The organism is Blautia sp. MSK20_18 (assembly GCF_020553125.1).
GTDB lineage: Bacteria > Bacillota > Clostridia > Lachnospirales > Lachnospiraceae > Blautia_A > Blautia_A fusiformis.
Map to the genome: position 1 here is coordinate 41,481 of NZ_JAJCGR010000026.1, position 13,319 is coordinate 54,799.

Below are 13,319 nucleotides of genomic sequence, written 5' to 3' on the forward strand. Positions count from 1 at the left end.
TCATATCACTCTTTCGTGGCAGATGCACTAACAGATCATCTGTTTTCTATTTTGTAACGATCACTGTGCTATATCCACTGTCCCTCAGCCTTTGTTCCATATTGACCGCATTTCCAAGCTGCATATATGCTCCTACCTGAACTTTGTAAAGATCATTCTCTCTCAGGATAAACGCCGGAAATCCCTGATCTGTCAGCTGATACAACATCCTGTCTGCATTTTCCCGATTTCGAAATGCTCCTGTCTGTACCCGATAATACAATGGCTCTTCCACCGTTTCCTCATTCAATGTTCCCAGAATGGCATCTGCGATGCTTCTGGCAATCTCTTCGAATTTTTTTTCAAAAAGCTGATTATCCTTTTCCGAGTTTATAAATCCGGTCTCGACCAAAAGTGCCGGCATTTTTGTGCGCCGGAGCACTACCAGCCCCGGACGTTCTTTTACGCCCAGTTCCCGAAACCCCAGTTCTCCCAATGCTCCCAGGATATTCTGTGCCATCTGATATTTAATGCCTTTCTTATCATAGATCAGTACTTCAACTCCATTGTATTGTTCCGGCTTGGAACTGCTGTTGCGATGAAAAGAAATAAAAAAATCTGCTCCAGCTTCATTTGCAGCTTTCGCTTTTTCAAAAGGAGTCTGATAAATATCTGTAGTCCTGGTATAAACCACATCCACGCCATTCTCTTCCAGGATCTTTCCTACTGCAAGGGTCAGTTTCAGATTGTCATCCTTTTCCTTGCGATCTTTATAAACAGCACCCGGATCTTCTCCACCATGTCCGGCATCCAGAACGATTTTATATGCCATGTTCTTTCTCCTTGAGAATTTCATTCACAATATGATATGACTGTATGTTTTTTCCTGTGCCTGCATTTCATTTCATGCTTTATTTTGTTTTCCGGATCTGTTTACTCAACATATTTTCACGTTAATTCTTCTTGACTTTTAAGCGTTAAAGTGTTATATTAACACAATCAGTGTTGTATTTTTAAATAATCCAAAAATGCAGCAACATCGTGAGGAGGAAAACAATATGAAAAAGCGTATTTTAACAGCTGTACTCGCAGCAGCTCTTGTAACAGGAACCTGTGCTGCCACAGTAAGCGCCAAAGAAGAAAAGACTTACACAATAGGTATCTGCCAGCTGGTCCAGCATGACGCACTGGATGCCGCAACTAAGGGTTTTGAGGATGCCATCACTGAAAAGATGGGTGATTCCGTAAAATTTGACGAGCAAAATGCACAGGGTGATTCTAATACCTGTTCTACCATTATCAACAGCTTTGTTTCAGAAGGGGCAGACCTGATCCTTGCAAACGCAACCGCATCTCTTCAGGCTGCAGCTGCCGGAACTTCCGATATCCCGATCCTTGGAACAGCCGTTACCGAATATGGTGTCGCTCTCGGAATCGATGACTTTGACGGAACAGTAGGCGGGAACATTTCCGGTACTTCTGATCTTGCTCCTCTTGATGAGCAGGCCGATATGCTCCATGAGCTTTTCCCGGATGCAAAAAATGTCGGACTTCTCTACTGCTCAGCAGAGCCAAACTCCCAGTATCAGGTAGATACAGTAAAAGATGCTCTTGAGAAGCTTGGTTATACCTGTGAAGATTATGCATTCTCTGATTCCAACGATCTTTCATCCGTTGTTACCACAGCTGCCAATGACAGTGATGTGATCTATGCACCTACAGATAATACTGTAGCATCCAATACTGAGATCATCAACAACATCTGTCTTCCGGCAAAGGTTCCGGTAATCGCTGGTGAAGAAGGTATCTGCCAGGCATGTGGTGTTGCAACACTTTCCATCAGCTACTATGATCTTGGATACAAAACCGGCGAAATGGCAGTCAGCATCCTTCAGGATGGCGAAGATATCTCCAAAATGCCGATTGAATATGCACCAAAATTCACAAAAGAATACAACAAAGACATCTGTGACGAGCTTGGTATTAAAATTCCGGATGGATATGAAGCAATCGAAACAGATAAAACAGCTGAATAATCGGTAAAAAACCTATTATACACTGATACAGCGAGAAGGGAGTTCCCCTTCTCGCTGTTCGTGCATAAAAAAGAGGAGGATAATTTAACATGCAGATTATGAGTTTAATAACCGCACTTCCAGGAGCTGCCGCACAGGGGCTTATCTGGGGAATCATGGCGATCGGTGTGTACATTACATTCCGCATTCTTGATATTGCGGATCTTACCGTTGACGGAACTTTATGTACAGGCGGCGCTGTTTGTATCATGATGATGCTCAGCGGACACAATGTATGGGTGTCCATGCTGGTTGCAACAGGAGCCGGACTTCTGGCCGGTCTTGCCACTGGTATTTTTCATACCTTTATGGGCATCCCGGCTATCCTTGCCGGAATCCTGACACAGCTTTCCCTTTATTCTATCAACCTGAAGATCATGGGAAAAGCAAACCAGGCGATCAATGTTGATAAATTTAATCTTCTGGTATCCCTTCGACGTGTCAAGGGTGTTGCTCTGACACAGAATACGCTTTTTATCGTAGCAATTATGATCATCATTCTGATTGCAGTCCTTTACTGGTTCTTCGGAACTGAACTCGGATGTTCCCTGCGTGCGACCGGATGTAATCCAAGCATGTCCCGTGCACAGGGTATCAACACAGACCGCAATAAGGTTCTGGGACTGATGCTTTCCAACGGACTTGTTGCTCTTTCCGGCGCTCTTCTCACACAGTACCAGGGATTTGCAGATATCAACATGGGACGTGGTTCTATCGTTATCGGTCTTGCTGCAGTAATTATCGGTGAAGCGATCTTCAGCCGTATTTTCCGCAACTTTGCACTGAAGCTGTTAAGCGTTGTATTTGGTTCTATTCTTTATTATCTGGTACTTCAGATTGTTATCTGGATGGGAATTGATACAGACCTTCTGAAAATGCTTTCCGCACTCGTCGTTGCATTGTTCCTTGCTTTCCCATACTGGAAGGGCAAATACTTTACAAAAGCCAAACAGGGAGGTAAATGATCATGCTGAAACTGATCGATATACATAAAACATTTAATCCGGGCACTATCAATGAAAAGGTTGCTTTAAACGGCGTGGATCTTCATCTGAACGAAGGTGATTTTGTTACAGTCATCGGAGGAAACGGCGCCGGAAAATCCACTATGCTGAATGCAGTTGCAGGTGCCTGGCCTGTAGATTCCGGAAAGATCATTATCGGTGGAACCGATGTCACAAAACTTTCCGAATATAAAAGAGCCGCGTATCTTGGCCGTGTATTCCAGGATCCTATGACCGGAACTGCTGCAACTATGGGAATTGAAGAAAATCTCGCTCTTGCCAAACGCCGCGGAAAATCCCGCCTTCTCCGTCCGGGCATTACCCGCCAGGAACGGGAAGAATACCACGAACTCCTGAAGATTCTCGGTCTTGGTCTTGAGGACCGGCTCACTTCCAAAGTCGGACTCCTCTCCGGTGGCCAGCGTCAGGCATTGACACTTCTGATGGCAACTTTAAAGAAGCCTCAGCTTCTTCTTCTGGATGAGCACACTGCTGCTCTTGATCCGAAGACTGCAGCCAAGGTTCTCGAGATCACAGACATGATCGTAAACCGCGATCATCTGACAACCATGATGATCACCCATAACATGCGTGATGCAATCACTCACGGCAATCGTCTGATCATGATGTGGGAGGGAAAGATCATTCTGGATATCCAGGGCGAAGAAAAGAAAAAGCTTACAGTCAAAGATCTCCTGGACAAATTCGAAGAAGCCAGCGGTGAAGAATTTTCCAACGATTCCGCACTTCTCAGCTAAACCACAAAAAAAGAACTCTTATAATAGTTAGACAAACAGCATAACACATGGAAAGAACCTGGCCGGAATTTCATTCTTTATGATGGATTCCGGCCTTAATTTCTGTTCTAATGCCCAAATAACGATAAACTCAAAGCACTTCCATATGTCACCTCTCTTTAGCTCATTTCAATTCCACAGAGAATTCACCACTCCTTCTGCTGTATCGATAAATGGAAGATGTCAGATAATCCTCTTCCGGAGTTGCTTTCTCGAGCGTATCACTTAGAACTTCTTTCAAATCTTCCGGATAAACCACATCCGCATTATGGACCATTACTTCATGAACACTGGTAAAAACCAGATACAGGTCTGACCCCAGAAGTTCAGAAAGACGTCTGGCTACCCCGGGCAAAAAGATTGCTGCCGCTCCATTAGTACGCTTTTCTGTACTCAGGCAATTCCCGGCAATCCCTTTATTTGGATGGTATGTTCCAAGGATATCCATGAAATTATCTCCTTCATATGTCTTATCAAACAGCATTTTTTCCCAATGATAGATTCTTGGTGGACTGATAAAATATGTATTTATTAGAGCAGCTTCGAAAACAGTATCCGCATCTTTTCCCCATTTCTCCACAAAGCTTTTCTTGATCTTTGCACTCAGAACATATCCCTCTTTTTCTCCTGCAAGATAATAAACCACTAAAGCAATATCTCCGATTTTGTGATGAACCAACTCCTTCAGTATAGTCCTGTTTTTATCTGCATTCAGAAGGCGAATAAAAAGTCTGCTTTTTACCTTCTCATAATCTTTCAGATCGTCCAAATCACATAGCACACAATTTTCACTGACTTTTTTTATCTCCCTAATACAATCATGAACGATATTTTCAAAAGAATGTTCCTGACAGTACCTTTTATAAAGCTCTTCTGTATGCAACCCGCAGACTGTTTTTGCCTTTTCCATATGACCACTCTCTACAAATAGCCTATCTCCCAAACAACCATATTTTTCTCCATCGTTTGAAAAATAAATTTCTTCTTCCTTCAGGTCCATAGCCGCAAGAAGAAGCTTTCTCAGGTCCGTGACAAAAGTTTCATAACTTTTTTCCATATTTAATTTCCTTTCTGTGAAACAAAGCGGACGAATGTCCTGACAAAATCCTGTGCGCTCTCACAACGACGCACAAAATGATTCTGATCTGATAACATGATTAGATATTTCTGTGGAAAGAACTTCCACTGTAGAATTGCAGAGAGCAGATTTCTCTGCTGAATCTGAGTTGCTTGCTGTATGGACAAGTATAATAGAAGTTTTCAGATTTGTAAAGAAGTTTTCATCGACAGAAAAAGCAACTTCCGCTGCCTTTTGCTGTCATACCTTTTGTATTGTTTCAGATTTGTGTCTCATTCCGAAATATCAGTAATGGATTTCTCCATGTTTCTCCAGATAATCCAGAAATCCCTCACAACCTTCCTGTATATCTTCATAAGTTTCGTCAAAATTTCCTGTATACCAAGGATCCGCAATATCCCGTCCTGATCCGGCAAAAGTCAGAAACTTATAAAGCTTCTCTTCCGGGTCATTCTTCAGCATCCTGTTAAGATTACGCATATTAGCAGAATCCATACCAATAATATAATCGGATTTTTCATAATCCGCCCACGTAATCTGCTTCGCTCTGTGCGGAACCAGTGGTATTCCCACTTCTCTCAGCTTGTTCACTGTTCCTCTGTGAGGTGGATTCCCAATCTCCTCTGTACTTGTTGCAAAACTGTCGATCAAAAACTGATCTGAAAGGCCGAGCGTTTTTACTTTGTGCGTAAAAACACTCTCGGCCATGGTTGATCTGCAGATATTGCCGTGGCAGACAAATAACACACTTATCATTGCTTAAAACTCCTTGAAATGCTGTATTTACGCTGTTTACAGGCATTTTCCGATAATCTTCAATCCTGTCATTTTCCTGTATATCACAGCATAAATTCGTATATTTTCTTATCCAAATTTAGTAACTTCTTAGTAATAACCAGCCTGGAAAACAGGCTTTCTAAGAACCTTATAATCAGATTATTTTTAATTCTTTTTTCTATTATTTTATCATACTATGCCAGTTTTGCAATCCTATTCATCTCTTCTTTTGCATCAATTAATCCCAGATGCGTATATACGTTTAACGTAACCCCTATATCAGAATGTCCCATTAAATATTGGAGTGCCTTCGGATTCATTCCAGCTTTCGCCATATTGGAACAATATGTATGCCTACATACATGTGGATGTGTCAAGTATAGGACAAAAAAAATTTTATTTTTTTCTGCCGAAGACTATCTGACGCTTCCATCAGGTAGTCCCAGCACCTTTATTATCTTTTGATAAGTCATTCTTGTCCTGCTCAAGTTATCTCTGTTCTGAAAAAATATCGTCAAAATTCCATTCGATTTCAATTTCATCCTGACTATGAACACGGATCACCTTGATAACCTCACGCAGCTTCTCTGTATCGAACTTCTGAATTCCCAAGAAATCTTTTAGTTTTATTTTATCAGAAAGTTCATTTTGTTCAAGAAGCTTTTTACTATTCTTCGCATCTTCTATCTTTCGTTTTATTTCATCCAGCTGTACACTTATCTTTTCAGCTCTCTGCTTATACGAATCACGATCTATACGACCATCTTTGTAATCATCATAGAGTTTCATCTTTTCCGAGGTCAACTGTCGGCTCTGTTTTTGCAATTCTGTAGTATTGATCTCTTTGTATTCACATTGTCTTTTGGAAGATACTTTCTTTCCTTTTTTCAACATTGACGCTGCATACTGACGGACAAGCCCAAGGATATTCTCCTCCATCGGTTCCCTACGAATCACCAGACTTCGGCACACAGGATCACCATTGGTTCTGGCATCTGAACATTTCAGCAGATGCTCTGTTTCTTTTAACAGAGAATGCCCACAGTTGGCACATATCAGCAAGGCCGGCTGTTTTTTACGTCTTTCCAGAGTAAAATTGGTGCGTGATTCTGCAACACTTCTCTTCTTTTTCGGATGCATTTCATTTGCTTTTTCAAACAATTCCCTGTCTATAATTGCCGTATGATGATTTTCCAGGCGAACCCATTCTGTTTCATCATTCAGAACTGCTTTATGGCCCGTATGCATACTGCAACGTGTTTTGCCCCAGATTCTGGTTCCAATATAAATCTCATCCCGGACGATTGCCGATACTGTCGTAGGGCTCCAGTGTTTCTTTTTGATCGTGTCAAACCTCTGGAACTGCACCTGATCCCCTCTTGATAATTTCTGCTCATCACAAGTAGCAATCGCCTGTCTGTTCAATTCCCTTGTAATATCTGCAAAACTTGTTCCCTCCGCTGCCATCTGAAAAATCATTTTCACGACTTTTGCAGCCTCCGGATCAACTTCCAGCCTTCCATCTTTTCCTTTTTTATAGCCATATCTGGCATTTACCGGAAGACGTGTACCATTTTTTGTTCTCGTCTGCATTGCTGATGAAATTTTCTTGGACAAATCCAGGCTATACATATTGTATACCAGATTCTGCAATGCCACATTCATTCCACCAGTCATTCCGCTGCTTGCTGCACTGTCATAGCTGTCATTAATCGAAATAAATCAAATCTGCAGAAGTGGAAAAATATATTCAATATAAAATCCAACTTCCAGATAGTCTCTTCCGAATCTGGAAAAGTCTTTTACAACTACACAGCCGATTTCTCCACTTTTCATGTCATCCTGCAGCTGTTGAAATCCCTGCCGTTTAAAATGAGTACCGCTGACACCATCATCCACATATTCCAGGATATCTGCCTCATCTACACCCAGCTGATCAATCACAAATGATTTTAACAGAATTCTCTGAGAAGTTACACTGTCGCTCTCTTTTTTAGCTCTGCCATCTACATTGTCATCTTCTGCGGATAAACGGATGTAAACAGCTGTTTTTCTATGATCTGTCATCTTGACTGCGCCTCCTTCTCTTTCTTTAATTTCTGTAAATCTGCAAACTGATCGTCATATACCAGCTTGATCTCATAATCATACTTACCATGGATAATAATTGAATCCACAAAGGCATCTGCCATTTCTTTTGTCAGCTTACGCTTTGACATATAAGTATGTATCACTTTTCCCCATCCTTCCTCGATATGATAATCCTTGGAATACCGTACCTGTGCCGCCAATACTACATCCAGGCGGTTCTTGATGTTTTCTATTTCATTGGAATAGATACGGGAAAACTGCATGTATTCTTCTTCTGTAATCAGACGTTCCGAATAATCCTCATATAAATCAGATTTACGCTTGCTGATCCTGCTCAACTCCCGCCGAAGTTTCCCCACTTCCTTATCCAGAAGCAAATACTGTGTCTGGTTTCTGGAAGCAGAATTCATTTCACGGATCAGTTTCTCTGTATCCAATACGGCTTTCATATGTGACTGGATCAGGCGAAGGACGTCTTCATCCACGTATTCTTTTTTGACTCTGTGCCCCTTACACTGATTTCCTCCGGATTTATGGTTCGCATCTGCACCACAGATATAATAAAATGTCCCTGTTTTTTCTCTGGACAACACCATGCGGTTCCCACAACCCCCACACCTGATCTTGCCGGTATAGAAATTATGATTCCGAATGGCTCCATTATTCAGCTGATGCTTCTTTTTGTATGCTTCCGTAAATTCCCGGATTTTTTCCTGTACCTGCCGGAACAGTTCTTTATCAATAATTCCTTCGTGGGTATTCTCAGCATAGAGCCACTCACTCTCCGGTAGATTTCTCTGCTTGTTTCCTTGAAAAACACTCTGCTGATATTTTCCATATACAGAATCTCCGGTACAATGGACATCCTGAAGTACACGTTTCACTTCATAATTATTCCAAGGTTTGGATTCCGGTGAAGGCTTTTCGCCTGTTTTATAATATTCCCTCTGCAAAGTCGGGGAAAGGATACCATCTGTATTCAGTCTTTTTGCAATATCGCTGTAGCTGCATCCATCCATATACATAGTAAAAATTTCTCGTAAATGTCCGGCAGCCTCCTCGTCAACTACCAGCTGGTGTCTGTCCTGTTCTGATTTCCTGTATCCATAAGGTTCCCATGCACCAGTAAATTTTCCTTCTTTCCACAGGGCTTTTTTGGCACTGCTGCTCTTTTTTGCAAGGTCTTTGGAATAAAACTCATTGATGATATTTTTTAAGGGAACTGTCAGATCCACTCCCTCACGGAAAGAATCAAAGTCATCCGTCACAGCAAGAAACCGCACATGAAAAAACGGAAATACACGCTCAATATAATTACTTGTCTCTACATAATTCCTTCCAAGTCTGGATAGATCCTTTACAATCACACAGTTAATTTTTCCATGCTTGATATCTTCCATCATCTGCGTAAAACCAGGACGGTCGAAATTTGTACCAGAATAATCAGAATCCTTATATATTTCTGCAACTGCGATGTCTTCCGTATCTGCCACAAAGTTTTTCATCAGTTCCACCTGGGTTTCTATCGTTCCTCTTTCTAAGGTTTCTTCTGTTTCCATTGAAATTCTGGCATACAATCCTGCCCGGAACGGTCTGCTCACCTCTGTCTGGACGGTTGCACTGCTGACTACTTCCGGAATGTTTTTCCTGCTCTTTCGTGCCATTTTATACAACCTCCTTTACATTGACCTGCAGATTGTTATCATCATCTATTACCATATCAACTCCCATAGCAGGTAATTGATTCAGCAATGTCTGATAACAATCATCAAAATCAAAAGTGATCTCTATATTCTTTTTATCATATACTCTGATTTGCCTGATCAGTTCTACCACCACAGTGCGGGACAGTTCTTCAATATCCTGATATTTCACAAAATAATCCAGCCAGGTATTGGCTTTGTCTGCTTTTTCCAGCTCGTTATCCATTTCTTTCTGGATCGCACGGATACTCTCTTCCGCATTTCTAAGCCGCTTTCCATATGCTGCATGAAGCTCTACATAGTCTTCTTTTGATACAATGCCCTCTTTCATATCCGAATAGAGCATCATCCGTAACTCCTTACAGCGTTCTTTCTCCTGCTTTTTCTTCTCCAGCCTGTCCTGCAGCTTTTTCATATTGATCTCCTGAAATGGCACAGTACCGATAAATTCCAGGACTCTTTTCAGGTGCAGGATATTCTGGATATGCTGTTTCAACATCACTAATACGGCATCTTCCAGATCCTTTTCCGGTATTCTATGACTGGAACAGCGTTTTGTTTCTTTATTTGTGGAACATAGATAATAAGCATATTTTTTTCCTGCCACAGTAGAAACCTTTCTTGTCATAGGTGCTCCACAATCCGCACATACAGCAATTCCGGATAACAGATATACCTGCTTTTGGTCAGGTGAAGTACGTGTATCCATGCCAAGAAGCCTCTGAACAATTTCAAAATCACGGTCACTCACCAGAGGTTCATGATTTTTCTCAATCCGGATCCAGTCATCTTCCGGTTTCACATAAGTCTGCTTCACTTTATGGTTTGGAGTTGTCCTTTTTCCCTGTACAAGGTTTCCGATATAAACCTCGTTTTCCAGTATCCTGCGGACCGTAACGGAACTCCAAAGTGCCTGTTCTTTCTGCCGGAAACCTGTTTCATAACGACTGCCGCTGCTTATTTTATACTCAAATGGGGAAAGAATACCCAGTTCATTTAAACGATTAGCGATCGCATCCTGACTCATTCCCTGCAGCTTCATCTTAAAAATATCCTGTACTACACCGCCCGCCGATGGATCAATCTCTAATTTATGCTTATCTGTCTTTGTCTTCCTGTATCCAAATGCTACAAACGGAGTCACGCACTCGCCTTTTTTCCTCTTAATCTCAAGATTACTCCTGATCTTAATAGAAATATCACGACAATAAGCATCGTTGATTAAATTTTTAAATGGGATAATGATTTCGTCTGCCTGATTCTTTCCCTTAAGACTGTCATAATTATCATTGATGGCAATAAAACGCACACCAAGAGCCGGGAATAATCTCTCGATATACTTCCCGGAATCAATATATTCCCTTCCAAATCGTGATAAATCTTTTACCACTACGCAGTCTACAATCCCATGCCGGATATCTTCCAGCATTGCCTGGAATGCAGGGCGCTCAAAATTAGAGCCTGAGTAGCCATCATCAACTCGGACTGAAACAACTTCAATATCTTTTTTGTCTTTCAGGAAATCCAGAATCAAAGCTTTCTGGTTAGAAATGCTGTTACTTTCCAGTTTTGCTGAACTGGAAATATCGCCATCTTCTTTAGATAATCTGACATAGATGGCGGCATGATAGATTTTGTTGATATTCTGATACATATCTTACCTCCTTTTATTACGTCAGAAAATCCATGTAATAAAAGGGGGCTGCATAATTTGTCCTTACCGACATTCTAACACAGTCCCCTCAATTTTACCAGTACTTTTTCAGACACTCAGAAGCATATTCTCAAATGCCTGCTCCATAGATATACCGTTATTTGCAAATCTGACTTTTACTTTCATATTACCGATCCGGACCAGATAAGGATTTCCTACTTTATTCAGAAAAATATCTCTCCGTTCCTGAAGCGATTTATTTCTGTCTGTTTTTATCATCCGTAGATCAGTCATTTCATTGATATCCACATCACTGAAATCCTGATCCAGATAATTTCTATATTCCTCTGCTGTCATGCCCTTCTCCTTCCATTCCCATCTGAATCCGTACTGCTTTCAGTACCCGATCCAGGCTCCACTTATTTACTCTTCCGCATTTCTCAATAATACATTTTGTAGAAATACTCATAACCTGTTCAGCCAATGCCAGGCTTCCTTTTCGGATCCCTGTCATATCGTACTTACTGATAAATACATGTGTTGGCAAATACCGCTTCTTATATATTCTTGACGTCAGCGGAACTACTGTAATGACTGAACTGTATGTATTAGCTTTGTTGTTACTTACTACGATCACCGGTCTTACTCCACCCTGAACCGAAGTTGTCGGAAACATACCGAGATCCGCCCATAAGATATCTCCTCTTCGAATCGTCACTTGTCATCTCTCCAATCTTTTTTTATTTGTAAAGCATCCCTAGCGCTATATTGGCTCCACAGGAATACGGCAGAGTTCCTTTCCAAGATGGAAAGCTCTGCCGCATAACCTCTATAACCAATTTGATTATTAAACAGTGCTCGCTCGATTCTATTTATCCTCGATACCCCGAATCGTTACTCCTGCATCTGCAGGAAGGGAATAATAACCTGTCCGAATGCTATACTCCGGACCACAACCCAAAAACTCTCGTTTCCAGGCTCTGGCAGTTCATAGGTTTACCAATTACAGACTTCTCAGGGTCTGCAAGTGTATCGCATCTCACACATGTCATCGCATCACCAGCCTGCCGACTGGCTTTGGTCAGTGCTTTTTCGCAGCATTATTAGCTCTAAAAATGTTTTTACGTCTTATAATCCTATAGCGGCATCTTCCTCGTGCTCACTGTATGAAATGTCACGTCAGTTATTATTGGATATTCAGTTATCACGGTGCGTTTTAGGGAGTCCTTAAAGCTCCTCTAATTACTAAAGTCAAATGACTTCGGAAGATGCAAAAGATTTTGAAAAATTTTTTAAAAAAATTTATTCATATACATTTCACGCATCTTATTAAGAATGGATTTCAGCTTGTATGACAGCATCTGTCTGGAAATTCCCATAATCTCTGCCATCTGTGTCTGTGTCTTGTTTTCAAAGAAAATACCGTAAATAATCATGCGTTCCTCGGAGTTCAGCTGATTGATCACTTTGTGGATATCCTGCTGTTCCATTTTTGTCAGCACACTATGCTCCACATCACAATTCAGATCCGGAAAATCCTCTATCATAAAGCCTTCTCCATCAATGGACTGACCACTGTAAGGTACTTCCCTCAACATCTTGTCCACGACCTCTCCCAATTCGTTTTTGATTTCTACCTTTTTTGCCTTGCTGCTTCTATAAAAATTGTTCATCGCATACGCAACCTCTTTTGTAATCTCAATCATCTCTCCATCAATATTTGCGTAATACTTTCCTTCATAAAAATATGGGTGTTCAATATACATGTCCGTTCCTCCTGAATTTGAAATCTCGTTGCTTGTTTCAAATCCAGAAGGCGGACCTCTGTTTAGAATCATGCCTGCTCCGCCTTTATCCTGCCGGGACATACCCGCAGTTATTGGCTGAGAAATTCAGGCACGAAAAAAAGCCCCAGTAGTTTTTTTCTTAACTACTGAGGCCTTCGTCTCTTTCTTATATTCAGTTATCTATGCCTTCTTTCATCAGCATAATCATTGTATCAGGATAAAGTTCACAAAGTATCCGCAATACATTCCTATAAGTTCACATCATTATTGAAATCGTACATATTTCAGTATAAAAAGTTCACCGTGTTATTCTTCTACTTCTTTTCCATCTATATATAGTTGAAATTTATCAGGATTATTGACAACATCATAGT

Annotated in this window: 14 protein-coding genes; 3 read left to right on the top strand and 11 right to left on the bottom strand. The window is 41.1% G+C overall.

The genetic code is table 11. The annotated features are described in order from the left end of the window. Nucleotides 1-46 precede the first annotated feature (46 nt). The gene (locus LI091_RS13490) at nt 47-811 is read right to left on the bottom strand and encodes an N-acetylmuramoyl-L-alanine amidase (protein ID WP_022427131.1); all 765 of its coding nucleotides are present in this window, start codon (nt 809-811) and stop codon (nt 47-49) included. Between the two features lie 226 nt (nt 812-1,037). Here LI091_RS13490 and LI091_RS13495 point away from each other — a divergent pair, with 226 nt between their 5' ends. The 3 genes from LI091_RS13495 (at nt 1,038) to LI091_RS13505 (ending at nt 3,816) form a co-directional block, all read left to right on the top strand. Continuing rightward, nucleotides 1,038-2,015: an ABC transporter substrate-binding protein gene (locus LI091_RS13495; protein ID WP_022427132.1), complete on the top strand. Its 978-nt coding sequence runs from the start codon at nt 1,038-1,040 to the stop codon at nt 2,013-2,015. 89 nt (nt 2,016-2,104) lie between these two features. Continuing rightward, a complete protein-coding gene (locus tag LI091_RS13500; RefSeq protein ID WP_022427133.1) occupies nt 2,105-3,019 on the top strand; it encodes an ABC transporter permease in 915 nt (304 codons plus the stop codon). A gap of 2 nt (nt 3,020-3,021) precedes the next feature. Further along, a complete protein-coding gene (locus LI091_RS13505) occupies nt 3,022-3,816 on the top strand; it encodes an ABC transporter ATP-binding protein (RefSeq protein WP_021977269.1) in 795 nt (264 codons plus the stop codon). A gap of 163 nt (nt 3,817-3,979) precedes the next feature. On the opposite strand, the gene LI091_RS13510 is transcribed toward LI091_RS13505, so the two are convergent. From LI091_RS13510 to LI091_RS13555, 10 genes are all read right to left on the bottom strand, one after another. Continuing rightward, nucleotides 3,980-4,912, bottom strand: coding sequence for a DUF5688 family protein (locus tag LI091_RS13510; RefSeq protein ID WP_015524624.1), 933 nt, complete (start codon nt 4,910-4,912; stop codon nt 3,980-3,982). Nucleotides 4,913-5,218: 306 nt separating this feature from the next. Continuing rightward, the gene (locus LI091_RS13515; RefSeq protein ID WP_015524623.1) at nt 5,219-5,689 is read right to left on the bottom strand and encodes a low molecular weight protein-tyrosine-phosphatase; all 471 of its coding nucleotides are present in this window, start codon (nt 5,687-5,689) and stop codon (nt 5,219-5,221) included. Nucleotides 5,690-5,904: 215 nt separating this feature from the next. Next, on the bottom strand, nt 5,905-6,087 hold the full coding sequence (locus LI091_RS13520; RefSeq protein WP_226845253.1) for a tyrosine-type recombinase/integrase: 183 nt from the start codon (nt 6,085-6,087) through the stop codon (nt 5,905-5,907). Nucleotides 6,088-6,199: 112 nt separating this feature from the next. Next, entirely contained in the window at nt 6,200-7,387 is a 1,188-nt protein-coding gene (locus LI091_RS13525) for a recombinase family protein (RefSeq protein WP_265191253.1), read from the bottom strand. Between the two features lie 45 nt (nt 7,388-7,432). Next, nucleotides 7,433-7,777 carry a recombinase family protein gene (locus LI091_RS13530; protein ID WP_265191254.1) on the bottom strand — a complete coding sequence of 115 codons (345 nt, stop codon included), beginning with the start codon at nt 7,775-7,777 and terminating at the stop codon, nt 7,433-7,435. Continuing rightward, the gene (locus tag LI091_RS13535; protein WP_012744258.1) at nt 7,774-9,465 is read right to left on the bottom strand and encodes a recombinase family protein; all 1,692 of its coding nucleotides are present in this window, start codon (nt 9,463-9,465) and stop codon (nt 7,774-7,776) included. The genes LI091_RS13530 and LI091_RS13535 overlap by 4 nt, the downstream gene beginning before the upstream one ends. A 1-nt stretch (nt 9,466) precedes the next feature. Further along, complete coding sequence (locus LI091_RS13540) at nt 9,467-11,158, bottom strand: recombinase family protein (protein ID WP_023922627.1); 1,692 nt, start codon at nt 11,156-11,158, stop codon at nt 9,467-9,469. Nucleotides 11,159-11,266: 108 nt separating this feature from the next. After that, nucleotides 11,267-11,515 (bottom strand): DUF6870 family protein, encoded by a 249-nt coding sequence (locus LI091_RS13545; RefSeq protein WP_012744260.1) that lies wholly within the window; start codon nt 11,513-11,515, stop codon nt 11,267-11,269. Further along, nucleotides 11,496-11,876, bottom strand: coding sequence for a type II toxin-antitoxin system PemK/MazF family toxin (locus tag LI091_RS13550; RefSeq protein WP_012744261.1), 381 nt, complete (start codon nt 11,874-11,876; stop codon nt 11,496-11,498). Before LI091_RS13550 ends, LI091_RS13545 begins: the two co-directional genes overlap by 20 nt. Before the next feature lie 574 nt (nt 11,877-12,450). Then, nucleotides 12,451-12,924: a sigma-70 family RNA polymerase sigma factor gene (locus tag LI091_RS13555; protein WP_023922628.1), complete on the bottom strand. Its 474-nt coding sequence runs from the start codon at nt 12,922-12,924 to the stop codon at nt 12,451-12,453. Between the last annotated feature and the right edge of the window lie 395 nt (nt 12,925-13,319).

Bases quoted from the DNA above. Each gene is read 5' to 3' on its own strand.
- LI091_RS13490 (WP_022427131.1), bottom strand. From the start codon at position 811: ATGGCATATAAAATCGTTCTGGATGCCGGACATGGTGGAGAAGATCCG.
- LI091_RS13495 (WP_022427132.1), top strand. From the start codon at position 1,038: ATGAAAAAGCGTATTTTAACAGCTGTACTCGCAGCAGCTCTTGTAACA.
- LI091_RS13500 (WP_022427133.1), top strand. From the start codon at position 2,105: ATGCAGATTATGAGTTTAATAACCGCACTTCCAGGAGCTGCCGCACAG.
- LI091_RS13505 (WP_021977269.1), top strand. From the start codon at position 3,022: ATGCTGAAACTGATCGATATACATAAAACATTTAATCCGGGCACTATC.
- LI091_RS13510 (WP_015524624.1), bottom strand. From the start codon at position 4,912: ATGGAAAAAAGTTATGAAACTTTTGTCACGGACCTGAGAAAGCTTCTT.
- LI091_RS13515 (WP_015524623.1), bottom strand. From the start codon at position 5,689: ATGATAAGTGTGTTATTTGTCTGCCACGGCAATATCTGCAGATCAACC.
- LI091_RS13525 (WP_265191253.1), bottom strand. From the start codon at position 7,387: ATGACTGGTGGAATGAATGTGGCATTGCAGAATCTGGTATACAATATG.
- LI091_RS13530 (WP_265191254.1), bottom strand. From the start codon at position 7,777: ATGACAGATCATAGAAAAACAGCTGTTTACATCCGTTTATCCGCAGAA.
- LI091_RS13535 (WP_012744258.1), bottom strand. From the start codon at position 9,465: ATGGCACGAAAGAGCAGGAAAAACATTCCGGAAGTAGTCAGCAGTGCA.
- LI091_RS13540 (WP_023922627.1), bottom strand. From the start codon at position 11,158: ATGTATCAGAATATCAACAAAATCTATCATGCCGCCATCTATGTCAGA.
- LI091_RS13545 (WP_012744260.1), bottom strand. From the start codon at position 11,515: ATGACAGCAGAGGAATATAGAAATTATCTGGATCAGGATTTCAGTGAT.
- LI091_RS13555 (WP_023922628.1), bottom strand. From the start codon at position 12,924: ATGTATATTGAACACCCATATTTTTATGAAGGAAAGTATTACGCAAAT.